The sequence below is a fragment of the Leptolyngbya subtilissima AS-A7 genome, from assembly GCF_039962255.1.
GTDB lineage: Bacteria > Cyanobacteriota > Cyanobacteriia > Phormidesmidales > Phormidesmidaceae > Nodosilinea.
Map to the genome: position 1 here is coordinate 14,936 of NZ_JAMPKY010000014.1, position 17,301 is coordinate 32,236.

General features: G+C 50.8%; 9 protein-coding genes and 1 pseudogene. 6 read left to right on the forward strand and 4 right to left on the reverse strand.

The genetic code is table 11. From position 1 onward, the window contains the following. Positions 1-216: 216 nt before the first annotated feature. The 3 genes and pseudogenes from NC979_RS24385 to NC979_RS24395 all read left to right on the forward strand — a co-directional run bounded on the left by NC979_RS24385 (position 217) and on the right by NC979_RS24395 (position 3,692). Positions 217-765 (forward strand): nucleoside triphosphate pyrophosphohydrolase family protein, encoded by a 549-nt coding sequence (locus tag NC979_RS24385; RefSeq protein ID WP_190517855.1) that lies wholly within the window; start codon positions 217-219, stop codon positions 763-765. A gap of 749 nt (positions 766-1,514) precedes the next feature. Beyond that, positions 1,515-2,763: pseudogene (locus tag NC979_RS24390) on the forward strand (erythromycin esterase family protein). 773 nt (positions 2,764-3,536) lie between these two features. Beyond that, a complete protein-coding gene (locus NC979_RS24395; protein ID WP_190517857.1) occupies positions 3,537-3,692 on the forward strand; it encodes a hypothetical protein in 156 nt (51 codons plus the stop codon). Positions 3,693-3,880: 188 nt separating this feature from the next. Here the strand turns inward: NC979_RS24395 and NC979_RS24400 are convergent, their stop codons facing one another. The 3 genes from NC979_RS24400 to NC979_RS24410 form a co-directional block, all read right to left on the reverse strand. After that, a complete protein-coding gene (locus NC979_RS24400) occupies positions 3,881-6,835 on the reverse strand; it encodes a COR domain-containing protein (protein ID WP_190517859.1) in 2,955 nt (984 codons plus the stop codon). 24 nt (positions 6,836-6,859) lie between these two features. Next, positions 6,860-7,246 carry a hypothetical protein gene (locus NC979_RS24405; RefSeq protein ID WP_190517861.1) on the reverse strand — a complete coding sequence of 129 codons (387 nt, stop codon included), beginning with the start codon at positions 7,244-7,246 and terminating at the stop codon, positions 6,860-6,862. Positions 7,247-7,358: 112 nt separating this feature from the next. Then, positions 7,359-7,589 carry a hypothetical protein gene (locus NC979_RS24410; protein WP_190517863.1) on the reverse strand — a complete coding sequence of 77 codons (231 nt, stop codon included), beginning with the start codon at positions 7,587-7,589 and terminating at the stop codon, positions 7,359-7,361. Positions 7,590-7,926: 337 nt separating this feature from the next. Between NC979_RS24410 and NC979_RS24415 the strand changes: the two genes are divergently transcribed. The 3 genes from NC979_RS24415 to NC979_RS24425 are packed head-to-tail and all read left to right on the forward strand — an operon-like array spanning position 7,927 to position 10,987. Then, on the forward strand, positions 7,927-9,651 hold the full coding sequence (locus tag NC979_RS24415; protein WP_199308784.1) for a Mu transposase C-terminal domain-containing protein: 1,725 nt from the start codon (positions 7,927-7,929) through the stop codon (positions 9,649-9,651). 2 nt (positions 9,652-9,653) lie between these two features. Next, a complete protein-coding gene (locus NC979_RS24420; RefSeq protein WP_190517865.1) occupies positions 9,654-10,484 on the forward strand; it encodes a TniB family NTP-binding protein in 831 nt (276 codons plus the stop codon). Further along, positions 10,484-10,987 carry a TniQ family protein gene (locus NC979_RS24425; RefSeq protein WP_190517868.1) on the forward strand — a complete coding sequence of 168 codons (504 nt, stop codon included), beginning with the start codon at positions 10,484-10,486 and terminating at the stop codon, positions 10,985-10,987. Before NC979_RS24420 ends, NC979_RS24425 begins: the two co-directional genes overlap by 1 nt. 22 nt (positions 10,988-11,009) lie before the next feature. Here the strand turns inward: NC979_RS24425 and NC979_RS24430 are convergent, their stop codons facing one another. Next, positions 11,010-17,285 (reverse strand): DEAD/DEAH box helicase, encoded by a 6,276-nt coding sequence (locus tag NC979_RS24430; protein WP_190517870.1) that lies wholly within the window; start codon positions 17,283-17,285, stop codon positions 11,010-11,012. Positions 17,286-17,301 lie beyond the last annotated feature (16 nt).

Below are 17,301 nucleotides of genomic sequence, written 5' to 3' on the forward strand. Positions count from 1 at the left end.
GCACAGAATGCTAATAAGCATGGCCAGCGATCGCGAGCGCTATCGAGCGCCAGCAGCAGTTTAACGCTGCACTGAGAGAGCTTAGAGGATTGCTCGATGGCTTAAGTATTTAGGCTACGGTTGACCCCGGTGCAAATGCCCCATGCCCCCAGGGAGAGTTCCCAGGCGGGCACTAAGGCGGCAGCCATGCAGCAATCATCATTTAAAGGCAGGGTCATGGAAACGGCAAAAATCTACGATGAGGCACTCCAACTTTGGGGTGCAGAGGCAGTGGTCGCGATCGCCCTTTGCGAGGCAGCTGAGCTAACGGCTGCGATCATTCAGCATGAATTGCAGGGGTGCGACGACCTCTCCGTCAAGGAGAAGATCGTCGATGTTTCAATTATGTCGGAGCAACTTGGTCTAATCTGCAGCCCAGCCGCTGCTCTACTCTTGCCAGAAGGAGCGACACCCACGCTTTTGCTAACCAAGGCCATGAGCATCTTTGCTCAGCCTAGCTCCCTCAATTCGGCGAGTACTCAAGAGGCTCTTCGCAGCCTCCTGAGTGCGTGTGACATGTTATGGCCCGACCGCGAATCCACTGAAGAATTTCGGCAGATGAAAGCAGATAAGCTGGGTCGTCTTTATGAGAAAGTTTGCGCTGAAACCAACCGGCAAGCACTGGGAATTGCCGAGCAGTCAACCACCTCTGAGAATCATTTAGGTGTAGCTTTCACCGAAAACTTAAACACATTGCCGCTCCAGCTCCAAAAAACTGGTGCCTAGTCAGCCAGCTTCGCTGTCGCTGGTGCTGTGGCTAGCACCAGCGGCAGCGAAACTCCCCTAGCGACTCCCAATTTCACTGAAGCGAAAATGAAAGGCTGCCCAGTGGTGAGCCGCTATAGGTAAGGCTGGAGCGATCGCCAGGGTCTGACGCTATGCAATGCAGCCGGAGGGCAACCGGCCCACAGTGGCGACTGGTTTCCGTTGCTCAATCATGCTCTGAGCCTGTCGTTCAACTTCAACTTCTTGACCTGATTTATATCTCGGCGAAGTAACCGAAGAGGGATTAATCTTAAGCCTCCCCAGACGACTTTAGTGGCAGAGCCTGTCTCTAAAAACTGGCCTATTGATTAGGGGCAATTTCAACTTGTGACGGAGCATTGCACCGGCCAGTACCCTCTACAGTGAAAGCCACACTGGAAGGGGGAAAAAGATCACTATCCTGGCTCGGTCGCTGGTCGCGTGAGCAGGGGTATGACCTGCAGGCAAAACCATTTTGATGGCTGGGTCCCACGCGGATTAGGGCTGGCATGGCACGTCAGCTAGTTAAGGCCTGTGCTCGGCTGGCGATTTGCGCGGGATGATGCCGAACTGGAGCGGGCGCGCACCAAACTGACGCAGAGGAAACGGCTGGCAGAGATCTGATAAAGAGGTGAAGAACCATGCCTAACGATACAAGCACAACCCTTGCCGATACTGTGCGGCAGGTCGCCCACCCCCTGAGGGGAAATGCTTCAGATTACGATCCGTTGATGAATTGGGTAGGGGATGCTCGTCTGGTGCTGCTGGGCGAAGCCACCCACGGCACCCACGAGTTTTATGCCCAACGGGCAGAAATCACCCAGCGGTTAATTCAGGAAAAAGGCTTTACAGCGGTGGCCGTAGAGGCAGATTTCCCCGATGGCTACCGGGCGAATCGCTTTATTCGCGGCATTGGGGAAGATTCAACGCCTGAAGAAGCCCTGCGGGGCTTTCAAAAGTTTCCAACCTGGATGTGGCGCAATACCGATGTCGTGCATTTTGTGGGCTGGTTACGGCAGTACAACGAGGCTTTGGCGGCCGACAGGCCCAAGGTTGGCTTCTACGGGCTCGATCTTTATAGTCTGTATGCCTCTATGGGCGAGGTGCTCAAGTATTTGGAACAGGTTGATCCAGAGGCGGCCCAACGGGCTCGCGATCGCTATGCCTGCTTCGAGCAGTTTGAGCAAGATTCTCAGGAATACGGTTTTGCGGCCAGCTTCGACTTAGAAGCATCCTGCCGCGATGAAACCGTGAATCAGCTGCGAGACTTGCAGCAGCAAACGGCAAAATATCTCCAAAGCGACAGTCAAATGGCGGCAGATGAGTTCTTCTATGCCGAGCAAAACGCGCGGCTGGTGAAAAACGCTGAGGAGTATTATCGCTCAATGTTTCAGGGTCGAATTAACTCATGGAACGTGCGCGATCGCCATATGGCAGAAACCCTAGAGCAATTGATGGCTCATTTGGAGCGCCAAGGCAATCCAAGCAAGATCGTAGTTTGGGAACACAACTCCCACTTAGGCGATGCCCGCGCTACCGATCTGGGACGAGTCGGGGAATGTTGGCCAGCTGGTGCGCGAACGCTACGGCAATGAAGCGGTTCTAGTTGGTTTCACGACCTACACGGGCACCGTGACGGCAGCCTCCAACTGGGGCGACCTACCTCAATTTAAGCCGGTTAACCCAGCCCTTCCAGACAGTTATGAGGCTCTGTTTCACGACACCGGCTTGCCCCGGTTTCTGCTGAACTTGCGGGATCAAAACCAGGCCGTTACCGAACTGAACCAGAACCGGCTAGAGCGGGCCATTGGTGTGATTTATCGACCTGAAACCGAGCGCAGCAGCCACTACTTCTATGCCCATCTGCCCGCTCAGTTTGATGCTATCATTTACATCGACGAGACCCAAGCCGTGCAGCCCCTCGATCTGGCTCCGCCTGAAACAGGGGAGATTCCCGAAACGTTTCCCTCAGCCCTTTAGAGCATTGCGGTTTGACTAGCAGCCAGCAACGCTGCAAACAAGCCAAACTCCAGCAGGGGAGACAGTATAAACCAATCTACTTGGATGTTGAGTACTACTCAACACCTCTAACCTTTGAATATGTGGGGCCTACAGGGGTGTCGTTGGTATTTGTTGAGCAGGTTTTTACTGCTTCATTCCAACCTGCCCATTCTCAATGGGCAAAAAGCCAAAAATAAAAACACCAGGTTCTAAGTGATCGATAGATCACTATGACCGCTTACACCATACAGAGAGAGAGAATCAGGTAGATCACTTAAGTGATCTACCTGATCTATAGTTCAGGTATGCTTACCCATAGATCGCTTGCAGGTCTATGGGCGAAGAAGCTCTGTACCAGCTGAAAAATGTCCAGCTGAGTGTCAAGTTTGTTCTGTTGAACCCTAAATGTACAGTGACACGTTATTTGTCATCGGGTCAAATTGGTGTCGTCAGCCTAAAACCCTTTATTTTCCTGCGTTTCAAGTGCTGCCCTAGGTATTTTAGCTCTCTTCATGGTCTGTGGATGCGTGACACATAGACTGTCGTCTTCCGAAAAAGTGCCACACTGCTTGTCGGCTTTCTTCAAAGCCCAAATTAGACGAGTGACAGAATGAGTGTCGCTTTCTGCTCAAATGACATACAATACGCATGAACTACTTACCCTGCTTGTCCTAACGATTGAAGTAGTTGCCTTTTTTGATTACGAGGACTAGCGTGGCGGGGTGACCCATCAACGACTCGCGGCCTGGCGCGTGAGCAGAGTTGATAAGTATGTAGGCAACACCGGCCAAGAGGCTATGGATGACGTGGTCATTGTCTACTGTGCTTATGGGCCGCTGCTAGAGAATGAGAATCCTTGGGTAGAAACGGGCTCCGGCGATCGTCTCTCCCGATTCCTTTGGGGGTGATGTGGCAGGTTATGAGGCATGGAAGTCTCGCCAGGTCGTGACGGTTTAAGCCTGTTAAGGGCCTATTGGCCTTTTCTCTGAACGCGCTGATCGCCCAAAACGATACTGGCTCAAGCTGTTGATACCCACAGGCTGAGTTGTGTCCCACCTGCGAGGATCGGGTGCGTGGCACGATTGCGACGTCCTATTTATTCTAGGTAGCCTTCTAGACCTGCGACTAAGACTTTGGCAACGGGATGATCGATTGCTTCTTCAAAGGCGGTTTTGCCTGCTTGTTTGAGGGCGTTGAGGGCGCGACTTTGAATAGTGGTGTTGCCTTCGAGGGCTTCAAGGACTCTATCGGAGAGTTTGCGCTTGCCGGATGGGGTGGTGGTGTCGTAATCGGCGGAAAGTTGATTAATTAGGGCTTTGATATCTTGGGCGGCTTGGGCAAGGTTTTGCGTGTTGACGATTTTGTTGCCTGCGATCGCATCACCTTCAACGGTGTGAATCTGCATTTTGTTGCCTGCAACTTTGTCACCCACGACTTTGTCGCCATCGATGCGATCGCCCTGCCAGATTTTATCGTTACTCATAGCTTGCTCCTGTTGATTTTTGTTATTAATGGGAACCGTTAGTGCAATATTAACTGTTGAATGATCTTGTGAAGGGCGATTGCGCTTCCGCTTTTTTCCTGACAATTTCTTAGGGAACAACTCAGATTCAAGAAATTTACCGATCGCATCATCGATCAAACTAAAGACATCGACTTTGAGATAAGGAGGTTTGTCACATTCAATTTCGTAGGTTTTATTTTGAATTCTTTCTTGTAATTTTTGAAGTACATACGCATGGGGATTTTGAGAACCTTTGCAAGCTTGGCAATTGCAGGGGATTAATTCTTGATAGCGAAGTCTTTCGTAAGAATCGTGGATTTTATTAAATTCGTGGCGAATGCGGGTAAGTAGTTCTTTCTTGGGAAAACCGGACACACGAATACAAATTTCGTTTTTATAATAGGCTTCAATAACTTCAGCACGGGCATTTTCATCGGCAAGAATGACGCCATCTTTCCAAACGAGGTCGCGTTCAATTAACCTGTGCATTTCGACGACAAAGCGAATGAGCATTCCCTTGGGCATGAAGTCATAATGGTAACGCAGGATTAGATTGTCGTTTTCATTCCAAACGTATTCGGGTTGGTTAAGAGATAGAAGCTGGGGGGCGATGTAAGTGCGGGGGCGATGCGGGATTTCGTAGCAGAGTTTAAACCGCATCATCAGCTGCAATAGTTCATCGCGCATATCTGTATATTGATCGTCTGCCCAGATTTCTGCTAGGTCGTCGTGGCTGAAATGTCCAAGGGTTTGTTGGACTCTTGGGGTGTCGAGAACTTTGTAAACAGCGGTGGTGCCCCATTCGGGTTTGAGGATGATCCAGTTTTTGAGAATGGGGTCGTCTTGGAAGTGGAGACAAACACCGAGGTCATGAAGATATCCACTGAGTTGGAGTTTGTCTTCACGGCGTTTGAAGCCGTTGATATCGCAGAGCGATAGGAATTCGGATTGGGTCATGTAATCTCGAGGGTCTGCTTCAAGTTCTTCGCGAACTCGCACCCAGGTTTTAGGCAGGGGTTGCCCAATATGGGGGAGCTGACCAATGTGGTGTTTGACAGCATTGAGGATTTCGGCAAGTCCGCGATTGTTGGGGTTGGCAAGGTTAGTGGGGAGGATTTTTTCGAGTTTAGGAAAGCGTCCGCGCAGTTGATTTTCGTTGATTTGACAGAGGCGGTCTTGTTTTTCGTTTTTAACAATTAGTATGGGACTAGCTTCACTGAGGAGTTCGACGACTTCGAGCCAATAGTTAAAGTCAGTGTTGTCTTGTCGGGTATCGGCGACAAGGAGATACAGAGATCGCTTGGTGAGAAAGAATTGGTGGGTAGTATGATAAATTTCTTGCCCTCCAAAGTCCCAGATGTTGATGCGGAAAGAGTTACCACTGGTGTGAGGAAAGTCAAAACGGAGAACATCAATACCTTCAGTCGATTTCTCGGGAGTGGGACTGCCTTCAAGTTTGAGCTTATAGTTGGAGTCAATAAGTTTATTAGCAAGGCTAGTTTTTCCCACTCCGCCTTCACCAATAATAAGGAGCTTGGCTTCGTAAATATAATCAGTGCTCTCTTCTAAACGTTGCAGATAGTAATCACGGACTATAAGCCCACCTTTGATTACAATTTCGGGAGGCAGCTGAGTTAGAGTATTGCCCCCTAGATTTAAAGACTTTAAATTTGTTAAATGCCCGATCTCCTCTGGTAACACCGTGAGTTGGTTAAAACGAAGGTCGAGGGAGGTGAGGTCGATTAACTGGCCGATCTCCTCCGGTAACGCCGTGAGTTGGTTAGAGCGGAGGCTGAGGGAGGTGAGGTTGGTTAACTGCCCGATCGACTCCGGTAACGCCGTGAGTTGGTTAGAGCTGAGGTCGAGGAAGGTAAGGCTGGTTAACTGGTCGATCCACTCTGGTAACGCTGTGAGTTGGTTAAAGCGGAGGTTGAGGGAGGTGAGATTAGTTAACTGCCCAATCGGCTCCGGTAACGCCGTGAGTTGGTTAGAGCTGAGGTTGAGGGAAGTGAGATTGGTTAACTGCCCGATCGACTCCAGTAACGCCATAAGCTGGTTAGAGCGGAGGTTGAGGGAGGTGAGGTTGGTTAACTGCCCGATCGACTCCGGTAGCGCCGTGAGTTGGTTAGAGTGGAGGGTGAGAGAGGTGAGACTGGTTAACTGCCCAATCGACTCCGGTAGCACCGTGAGTTGGTTAGAGTGGAGGGTGAGAGAGGTGAGGCTGGTCAACTGCCCAATCGACTCTGGTAACGCTGTGAGTTGCTTAGAGTGGAGGTTGAGGGAGGAGAGGCTGGTTAACTGCCCAATCGACTCCGGTAACGCTATGAGTTGGTTATGGCTGAGGTTGAGGGAGGTAAGTTTGGTTAACTGCCCAATCGACTCCGGTAACGCTGTGAGTTGGTTATAGCCTAAGTTGAGGGAGGTAAGTTTGGTTAACTGCCCAATCGACTCCGGTAACGTCGATAGCCCCATTCCAGCCAGAGCCAGTTCTTCCCACTGTTCCTCGGCAGCCTGGGCGATAAGGGATAGTACTAATGGGCGTTCCACGGGGCGTTCCCAAAGATACTGTGGTTATTCTGGCATTCCCAAAGATACTATGGTTATTCTGGCATTCCCAATCATAACTACCCATTGCTTGGGGTTCAGGAGCCAGCGGCATCCGGTCGACAACTTGAAGCGCACACAGTCGGTGTAGTGGCAGTAGTAATAATTCTCTGCAAAGCCCTTCAGAATGCCCTGCATTTCATCCTTGGTAAAAGCCTTACGCTTTTGCTGAGGCGGATTTCTGAGTCGCATATCTGCCCAGGGGTTATCTGTTAGCAGCCCCTTCTCAATACCCCCAGAGCCATGCTGAATCCAAAAGATCCAGTCGCTCTTTAGCTGTTCTGGGTGCCAAGTTCTCCATGAGGTAGGCAATAAATTCCGGGGCCTCATCTTTTTCAACAGCGCGATCGCCAAAATACTATTTCAACCAAGTCACCAGGCCTCGGTACTTTTCAAGAGTACGAGTCTGCATCTGTTTAGCCTTCCACTCGATATACCGCTTGAAGAGGCCAACCGCCTCGCTCGCCTAGAGCTGCTGGCTGCGATCACCCTTGTACCTGGACAACTTTGGGTCACAATCGCCGAAAACGATGTCCAGAGGAATCTGATTAGCTCGCTGCTGCGCTACCGCCAGATTCACCGGGTCATGGCGTAGGCCCAGGCTCATCGTCTTGCGCTGCCCCTGGTGCCGCCACCTCAGGCGAATCCAGCAGTCTATGTCCTCAATTGAAACTTCACCTTTAGGAGTTCTAGCCATTTTGGGTACCCATTCTGTACCCATCGAAGTGCTAAAACCCTGATTGTTCCGTTTAAATTCGTTAAGCACATACCCATTCTTGGGTGCGATCACACCTAATGAGCAATCGCTAAATGCCTTGGAACGTAAGCTTTTCAGGTGTACAGTGGCTCACTATTTATCATTGGGTCAAATTAATGTCTTCAGCCTGAATCAAAGCCCAAATTAGACGAGTGACGGAATGAGTGTCGCTTTCTGCCTAAACAGCGTACAATACGCATGAACTACTTATTCTACTTGTCGCAACGATTGAAGTGGATGAGGGTTAGTTGGCTTTTTGGATTAGAGGGCTAGCTCAATGGTGTTGGATATATCCCAAAGGGATTTGGAGCAGCCGATAGAAGAAGTGCTTTCTGCTCAGAGAGACCCTGATCAATCGGAAGGCATCACGATTGTTGAACAGTTAGACGAAGAGGCCCAACGCAAGCTGGAGGTGATTCAGTCGTTGCTAGAGCCATGCGATCGCGCCACCTACGGAGAAAAGCTGCGAGAAGCGGCTGACAAATTAAGCTGCACTGTCAGAACGGTGCAGCGGTTAGTTAAGCGGTGGGAGGTTGAAGGGGTTTCAGCTCTGATGACCTCTGGTAGAGCTGACCAGGGTAAGCACCGAATCTCAGAGTTCTGGCAAGACTTCATCATTAAGACTTACGAGGCAGGCAACAAGGGCAGTAAGCGCATGAAGCCCAAGCAAGTTGCCGTCAGAGTGCAGGTCAAGGCGCGTGAAATAGGGGATAAAAAGCCTCCTAGCTACAAGACCGTGCTAAGGGTACTGCAGCCCATTATTGAGCGGAAGGAAAAAGCTAAGAGCATTCGTAGCCCAGGGTGGAGGGGATCGACGCTATCGGTCACGACTCGCGAGGGGCAAGATCTCTCGATCGAATACAGTAACCATGTGTGGCAGTGCGATCATACCCGCGCCGATGTAATGCTGGTTGACCAGTACGGAGAGGTGCTGGGGCGACCTTGGCTGACAACTGTTATCGACACCTACTCACGCTGCATTATGGGCATCAACCTGGGGTTTGATGCGCCTAGCTCTCAGGTGGTAGCCCTGGCTATGCGACACGCTATTTTGCCGAAACGACACGGGCCCGAGTACAAGCTCAACTGTGACTGGGGCACGTTTGGCAAGCCCGACCATTTCTATACTGATGGCGGTAAAGACTTTCGCTCTAATCATCTCCAACGCATTGGGGCAGATTTAGGGTTTGCCTGTCATTTGCGCGATCGCCCCTCGGAAGGTGGTGTCGTGGAGCGGCCTTTTCGCACGTTGAATGATCAGTTGTTTTCAACCTTACCAGGATACACCGGGTCGAATGTTCAGCAGCGGCCCAAAGATGCCGAGAAAGAGGCCAGCCTCACCCTGAGAGACCTAGAACACCTGATTGTGCGGTTTATTTGTGACCAATACAATCAAACCCTCGATGCCCGCATGGGTGACCAGACCCGCTTTCAGCGCTGGGAAGCAGGGCTACCGAAGGTGCCAGAGCTGCTCGAAGAAAAGCACCTAGACGTGTGCCTGATGAAAGAAGGTCGTCGCACGGTGCAGCGGGGTGGTCACCTGCAATTTGAGAATTTGATTTATCGGGGAGAAAACCTAGCCGGGTATGGCGGGGAGGTGGTTTCCATTAGGTTTGACCCTAACGACATCACCATGGTGCGGGTTTATCGCAAGGAGGGGACAGGGGAAGTTTTTCTAACCCGCGCCTACGCTCAAGGGTTGGAGGCTGAACAGCTTTCCTACGAAGAGGCCAAGGCTAGTAGCAAACGCTTGCGGGCCAAGGGTAAGACGATCAGCAATGAGTCAATTTTGCAGGAAACGGTGGAGCGAGATGCTCTGGTTGCGAAGAAAAGCCGGAAGCAACGACATAAGGAAGAGCAGGCGCTAGCAAAACCTGCAAGAGTTTCTGAGTCAAAACTAATTGAAGTGGATTTAGAACAGGAGGAGCCTACGGATGAGGTTGATCTGGCCTTAGATGCCTTTGAGCCGATTGATTTTGACGATATTCGCGGAGCATGGTGAGCATGGTACAGGCAAAGGCGTGGGCTGAGGCTCTAGGTGAATCTAAGCCTGATGAGGCCTCCTTGCAGGCTGAAGTAACTCGCTTACAGAAGAAAAAGGTTTTGCCTCTGGATCACGTCACCAATCTCCATGATTGGCTGGACGGAAAGCGAAAAGCTCGGCAGTCGTGCCGTATTGTTGGAGAATCCAGAACGGGTAAGTCGAGTGCCTGTGAGGCGTATTTTTACCGGAACAAACCCACACAGGAAACCGGTAAAAAGCCGATTGTCCCTGTTGTCTACATTCAGCCGCCGCAAAAGTGCGGGTCAAGGGAGCTATTTAAAGAGATAATCGAATTTCTCAAGTACCGGGTGGCTAAGGGGACAGTCTCAGATTTCCGGGGGCGGGCGTTTGAGGTGCTGAAGGGCTGTGAGGTGGAGATGATCATCATTGACGAAGCTGATCGCCTTAAGCCAGAGACCTTTGCTGATGTTAGGGACTTCTACGACAAGCTGGCGATTTCGGTGGTGCTGGTGGGCACTGATCGGCTGGATACAGTGATCATGCGGGATGAGCAGGTGTATAACCGCTTCCGAGCCTGCTACCGTTTTGGCAAGCTGTCTGACGACGATTTCGTCAAAGCAGTCAAGAAGTGGGAGCAAAACGTTTTAGCATTGCCAGTGGCTTCTAACCTGACTAGCAAGCCGATGCAGACAATTCTAATAAGAGCTACGGCGGGGTACATTGGCCGGATGGATGAGGTGTTGCGGGAGGCAGCGATTCGCGCTCTGAGCAAGGGGCTGAAAAAGATCACAAAAGCGGTACTGGAAGAGGTAGCCGATGAGTACAAGTAATGGTTGATACAGGTATTCAGCCCTGGTTGTTCGAGGTGGAACCCTATGAGGGGGAGAGCCTGAGCCATTACTTGGGGCGGTTCAGGCAGCAAAACCATCTGACTCCAGGTGGGCTAGGGACGATGGCTGGTATTGGGGCAGTGGTAGCCCGTTGGGAGAAGTTTCATTTGAACCCTTACCCGACCCAGACGCAGTTTGAGGCGTTAGGGAAGGTGCTGGGGCTTTCGGCTGAGCGGCTATGGGGGATGCTGCCGCCTCAGGGGGAGGGGATGCAGTATAAGCCGATTCGGCTGTGTGGGGCCTGCTATGGGGAGAACCCCTGCCACCGGATTGAGTGGCAGGCCAAGTCGGTGTGGCGATGCGATCGCCACAGTTTCAAGCTCCTCACTAAATGTCCGAACTGCGAAGCCAAGTTTAAAGTTCCAACCCTTTGGGAATGTGACTACTGTAGTCAATGTCATCTTTCATTTGAGAAAATGAAAGAGTTTCAGAAGACAGGGTAAGCGAATCCATGAACGGGACTAATTATGTAGGCTGAGAATAAGTTATGACCAAATAAGTCTCATCCGTTATTTCATACAGGTCTGATGTTACCAACTGGAGGAAATCCATACCTTTGTCAAATAGGACTTTGCATGTTGTTCCAGACTGATAGGAAATCTCAAGCTCTCGTCTGTGGGGAAATGGTGGAGAATGGCGTCGGGAATATGGCCGCATTTTGAGTTGGCAACTATCCAGATGCTGTCTTAGTGTGGATTCTACTTCAGAACGACGTTGCCCATCCCTATATTTGTTTTCATCGTAGGACTCCTGGATATGCACCTGTACTGAAAAATTAGATGTTGCTCCCATTCTCAGAAACTGAGCTAGTACTTTTGCTCCTAATTCGTTCAGATAGCGATCGCTGTATTTCACAGAAGTTATCGTGTCCTTGGCTAGGATTGCCTTAAATCCTAAGCATTTTTGAAGAGTTTCTAAATCCATTTGCCCCCAATTAGGTTCGGGAAAAATAACTTCAGTTTGAGGATCATCGAGGTCCTTGGCAGATATCTGAGATGCCTGGCACCCCAATATATTCAGACTCTGTTTAACAGAATCTACCCCTCGTTGGCTACGGGTTTGGAACCATTCGATGGGTTCTCCAGTATCAGCTAGACGCATCTGGAGGGCTACGCGGTTTGAAGACTGGCTACTGACACAGAGTGTGGGCTGCATGTCAGATTGAATTTGTCTGATCACCACCAATCCTTGATCGATCCACTGGGATAGCCGCTTGCGTAAAACCTGAATTTCGTCAGGCAATAGTTTTCCTGGCTTGCTGCCTAGGCCCTGTTCCGGTAACTGGCTCACGATCAGATTGAGCTGGGTGTTTTGCTTAGCGAGCGATCGCACCAATTTGGTCAGCAATGCCAGATTAAACGGGGGCGTGATCTCTGGTAAGTAAAGGATGGTTTCAGCACGGGCGTTGTCACAGTAGCCGAGTAGACGCTCGGCTATAGCCGTTAAAGGCATTCGATTCGCATCTGGGGCAAAGGCTTGAAGATCAGGGTCAGGGTTGATCTGTTCTACTAAGAAACGTAAAAACTCAGCAACTGGGCGACGAGCCAACTCGTGGTGAAAAGCCTGATTAATATAGGTGCGAAGGCAGTCATAGCAGCTGCTGCTGCATCCGCAAGATTCCACTAGCTGATAGGCCCGTTGAAGAATCTCTTCAAACTGAGCAGCAATTCTCTGGCTATAGCCAGCTCCCCCTGGTACGTTGTCGTAGATAACGATTTCAGCCACGCCCGAGCCCTCATTATCCGGCGGTCTGAATAGTCCGTCCAACTCTGCCCTGGGTACATCGATGACCTGGGCGGCTGCCGCTAACAGGGCGTAGGTGAGCGATCGCCAGAACCCTGTACCACCTGATGGGGATGTGACGACGGATTCATCGATGTCTGACTGGATCCTGTCTCCGGTATTAAGGTGAATCACCTCTTCAAACAAGGGAGGCGGATTGGTTCTGCGAGTAAATCGGATCTTGAGTAGGTCACTGGAGAACTCATGCCCTAGGTGAACTCGCTGGTACCAGCCCGTGCAGATTTTGCCGGTGACGGGATGAGTGTGCTCCCGTTCTCCCTTACGACGATTAACGTGGGTTTTGGGCAAGCCGTCACTCAAATCCCTACCACAACGCTCACAAAGGGCAAATCCTAAGTTTTTAAAGCCCCAACCCCCTTGGTTTGCCAGAAAGAATTGCCCCCCACGGCTCAGTTGTAACTCGTACAGGTGGTGGGGATCAATGTCGTTCTGTTCCCCTGCCTGGGCCAGAAAGACTTGGGACGTTGGTTGTCGTAGGGGCTTAAGGTAGGGGGTAACCCTTGGGGTCACGCTCCAATCGGTCGTAAACGACTTGGGTACTTTGTAAAATCGGCTGCTCTGTTCCATGCCTTTGACGGGCTCCTGGCAGGTAGGGCAGTCGTCATGCTGAAACTCTTGCGCCTGAGACTCAAAGAAGTTGCAGTGAGGGCAAACCCAGTAATACCGACTATCCAGATTATCGGGCCGCAGAATGCCAACGCTGGTGTGTACCCGGTCATCTACCACAATGTCTTGGCCAGGGGCGTATTCTGCCAGGGCCATGCGCCGATCCCGTTGGAGGCGATGTTTTCCTTGGGTAGAATAAGATTGTCCCCGGCTGTCTTGAGTCAGCAGTTGAACGACATCGATAGGAAAGCCATAAATGGGCAGAATGCTGGCTTTGGCCAATTCTTCATGCAGTTGTCGCTTTTGAATTTTGCGAAGTTCATCTTCGATGCGATCGCGCTTCACCTCTAATGCCCGACGCACTTTAGATTTGGTTTCTCCAAGAATATCGGTTTTAAGGGTAGTGAGCAGTTCCGCCAGCCCATTCCAGTCTTTGAGCTGCTCCACTTGAAAGTCATCAAGCTCCCTACGGAAATCATCCAAAGTCCCTTCAACCGTTTGCGGGCTATCCAACAGATGTAACCATGCGGCCAAAAGCTGCCTAGCAGGTTGGCTGCTCAACCACTCCTGGAACTGAACAGTCAGAGCACTGCTTGATAGCGCAGTAATGGGTTGAAAGGCATTGTCGCTTTCTTCATCAGGTAGATCTAAGAAGGCACTGATTTTGACATGCTCGGCCCCCGTTTGGCATTCAGATCTTAGAAACTTAGCCAAAAGTTCTGCTCGCAGATGGCGCTGCTGAATTTGAAAATTACCCGTATCTAGCCGAGGCACCTGATTACGGCCATTAATCAACTCAGCGGGTTGGTCAAAATAATAGCGATCGTGGGGGCGGCGCTGACCATACATGAGACTAATGGCCACCCCATCGGTACGACGACCTGCCCGCCCAGCCCGTTGTTGGTAATTGCTCACATGGGGTGGGAAGTTACGCATTGCCACGGCCTGCAATTCTCCAATGTCAACCCCCATTTCGAGCGTGGTTGAACAACTTAGTAGATTGATTTTGCCTTGGCGAAAGCGGCTTTCCCGATGGGCTAGTTCCCCAGTGCCCAGTTGGGCAGTGTGCTCCTGGGCGCGGAGGGGAATAATCTCTCGGTTTTGAATGATGTGGCGGTAGTGATGTTCCTCAAAGGTTGACGCCTCCGTTGAGGTGGTGCCCCAAGGTTGTAGCTGCCCACCACAGCGGGACGCCAGGCAGTGATCTAACGCTAGATTAGAAAATTGTCGAACCTCAGTCAGGCCTGGTACATGAAAGATCTGTTGGCAGGAATCGCACTTATACCAGTCTGTCTGGGTCTGGTGCAAAGAAAACAGTTCCCAATTCAGCTGCCGACCATCTCCAAAACCCTTGAGATAGCCTTGGTGTTTTAGCTCATCAAACAACCACAGCAAGTTTTCCTCAGCGGGAAAGTTGCCTTTGAAAAAATTGAAGTAGAACGAAACAATTTGATTTTGAACCTTGGTTGGCTGCCCCTGCTTAGTTTTCCGCCAGAGAAATCCAAGGGCATCAGACGAATCATTTGGATCCCTTCTGAGTTTGATATACCGCTTTGAACGTCCCTGGGTACTCAGTCGAGCTGGCTGCCCACCTTCAACCCCTCCCGTCTCAGGAAAGTAACGAGATGCCCCTTCCATGTCAGTGGCTCCTAACAACCGAAGGATGTTGGTCAAGCCAGTTAAGAAAATTTTGGCTTCAGCCTCGTCTATTTCAAATTTTTGTGCAGTATCCGCCACTAGGGTTGGATCATCGTCCCAGTCGATATAGCAGGCCAGTAATCCTAGAGCTTCTATAGAGAAGCGCTTCGCTGAAGGTAAACCAAACTCACGTAGCATTAGCTCCTTAGCTCTTTTTCGTGCCTGCTCTTTACAGTTTTTTGGATTTTTTCGGTCATGAGTTACCTCGTCAATAGGATCTCTCACAACATAGCTACGATGGTGAAATTCTGATTCACGGTCAGGATGGGGAATCGAGACCTCTAAGAAACGATGAATAATTTCTTCCTGAACTTGAGTGACTGAGGCACTGCCATCTTGCTGAACTTCGTCAAAAGCCCGCCAAACCATCTGCCGATAAAGGGCTTCAGTGTGAGTCCGTTGAAAGTCTGAGGCAAAAAACGAGGCATCCTGCCGACCATCTGAGAAGGTTAAGATCTTGCGCTGACTGAAGGTGCCATTAGCTTCTCCAGGTTCTGGCAACAGCTCAAATAGACTGTCGAGCATTACCTCCAGCGGAGCATCAGTATAAGAAACAAACCGTCCAATCGCAGACATTTGCGATCGCCCCGCACTACAAGCTGGGCATTTAGTTAAGTAACCGCCTTCTAAATTCTTAGCTTTGGGTGGTATGTGCCAGTGCAGTCTATATGCGTTTTCAGGCGGGGGCGATGCCTCTGGAGTACTATTTTTAGCACTACCAAGCCACCCATCAGTGTGATTACCCTGAATTGAAAAGGTTCCGATCAGAGCATTTTCAGAATTCTCGCCGTCTTCTGCGACTTCGTCACCCTCGTCATCAGTGATGCTGTCTAGGGCTCCTGAGGTTAAAACATAAATGCGATCGCTATTTTCAGCTGCCTCTAACGCACGGGGAACTGGCAGCAGTTCTTTTTGGTGACCGTGAAAGGCCAACGCATAACCTTGCCCGCATTTACGACAACTGGAGAGTTCCAGCACGGGGGCATGGCACGCATCACACTCAGTCTTGCTGCTGAGAAACAACTTGCCATAGCGGCGAGGGCGATCCCTAAACCGTTCATCGATTACCGCACCAAGACAATCGGGATTAATACAAGCGTGCAACCCTTCTACACTGCGAAACAGCAGGTGAAGTCTCACCGGCAAGAGCGGTAAATCCTCTGGATCCAAACGGGCCAGAGTACCCAATTGCACAAGGTGGGCCAGAGCCTGTTCTACCCTAGTTTCTTCTTGGGTATCTAGACTGCCATCCAAATGAGTGGGAATCAACCAAAGGTGGGGGGATCGGGCTAGCCAGTTCCAGGGCTTTGGTCCCTGGCTGAGTAAATTAACTAAGCGGTGGACTACTGGATGACCTTTCAGGGCAAACCAAAGGAACTGATGGGCATCACCTTCAGCGTCCTGCTCAGCCTGTTGCAAGACATCGTAGGGCACCAAGTAGCTCAGACAGTCTTTCCAGGTTTCTAGGGAATCCTCAAGGGCCGGTAACTCCAGATCGCATAGGAGTTCGTACAGATCTTCTTCGGCGAGCCCTTCTGGCAAGATGTAGGCATCTCCTAGCCGTTCTGCAACGGTCACCCGGTCTCCCCAAATCACTTGCTCAAAAGGCTCGCCAAATAGTTCTTCGGCAAAGTCCGTGATGTGGTCAAAGGCTGCTGCGTCATTGCGATCGCCTAAGGTGGCACTGGTAGCGATGCAGCGAATTTGCCCCTTTGCCTTCAATCCTATAGCGGCTTTGAATCGTTTGAGCAGCATAGAAACTTCAGTACCCGTGGATCCGCTATAGGTGTGAGCTTCGTCAACCACCAGCATTTTGAAATTGGGCGATCGCTCAAAAATTTGCTCGCGCTCCACCGGGCGAATCAGCATGTGCTCCAACATGGAATAGTTGGTCACAAGAATCTGGGGCGGGTTTTCCCAAATTTCCCTGCGGGAGATAGCTTGAACACGCTGAACTCGTTCCACTACAGCTGTAATCAGGTCGTCTACACGACGGCGCTTCATCGCCTCTCGTTGGTTCTCTGGCAGTAGTTTCAGCAGTTCTTCCTTCTCAGTGGCCTGCAACTCTTCCTTCAGGGCAGACAATGCCTGGGCTGGCTCAGTTTGTGTGCGGCTGGTGTAGAACCCAAATCGAATCAGTTCCTGATCATCGCTTTGTTGAGAAAGCAGCTGCCGCAGGCGTTTCACCTGGTCGTTAACCAGTGCATTCATGGGGTACAAAATGAGAGCCTGCACCCCTGGGGCATGTTCTTTTAGCAGGCAATCCAACATAGGAATCAGAAAACACTCTGTTTTTCCGGAACCTGTGCCGGTAGCGACAACAATGTTTTGCTGTTTTCCTACTACCTTCTCAATGGCGTGCTCCTGGTGCTGATAGAGGGAGCGAGTAGGGTTAAAAAGTTTGATCAGTTCGGGATGCAGTAACCCATCGTCTACCAGGTTCTGGATGGAACAGGTAGACCTGTAAGGCTGTGCCCCTTCAAGGTAAGGCTGCTGATAGATATTGCCAGGTGCTTCCAGCAGTTTCCTAAACCCAAGACGAAGATGGGGATCGCGTAAGGGGTAAGCGGTCAGCAGGTAGCGAATTAGATCCTCGCGGGGTTGCCGCGCCGCATCCACTGGGTTCAGATACATGACTTCACTTCCTTTT

What these genes read in the sequence shown, in the direction of transcription:
- NC979_RS24425 (WP_190517868.1), top strand. Translation starts at nt 10,484, where the DNA reads ATGGTTGATACAGGTATTCAGCCCTGGTTGTTCGAGGTGGAACCCTAT.
- NC979_RS24415 (WP_199308784.1), top strand. Translation starts at nt 7,927, where the DNA reads ATGGTGTTGGATATATCCCAAAGGGATTTGGAGCAGCCGATAGAAGAA.
- NC979_RS24410 (WP_190517863.1), bottom strand. Translation starts at nt 7,589, where the DNA reads ATGGCTAGAACTCCTAAAGGTGAAGTTTCAATTGAGGACATAGACTGC.
- NC979_RS24385 (WP_190517855.1), top strand. Translation starts at nt 217, where the DNA reads ATGGAAACGGCAAAAATCTACGATGAGGCACTCCAACTTTGGGGTGCA.
- NC979_RS24430 (WP_190517870.1), bottom strand. Translation starts at nt 17,285, where the DNA reads ATGTATCTGAACCCAGTGGATGCGGCGCGGCAACCCCGCGAGGATCTA.
- NC979_RS24420 (WP_190517865.1), top strand. Translation starts at nt 9,654, where the DNA reads ATGGTACAGGCAAAGGCGTGGGCTGAGGCTCTAGGTGAATCTAAGCCT.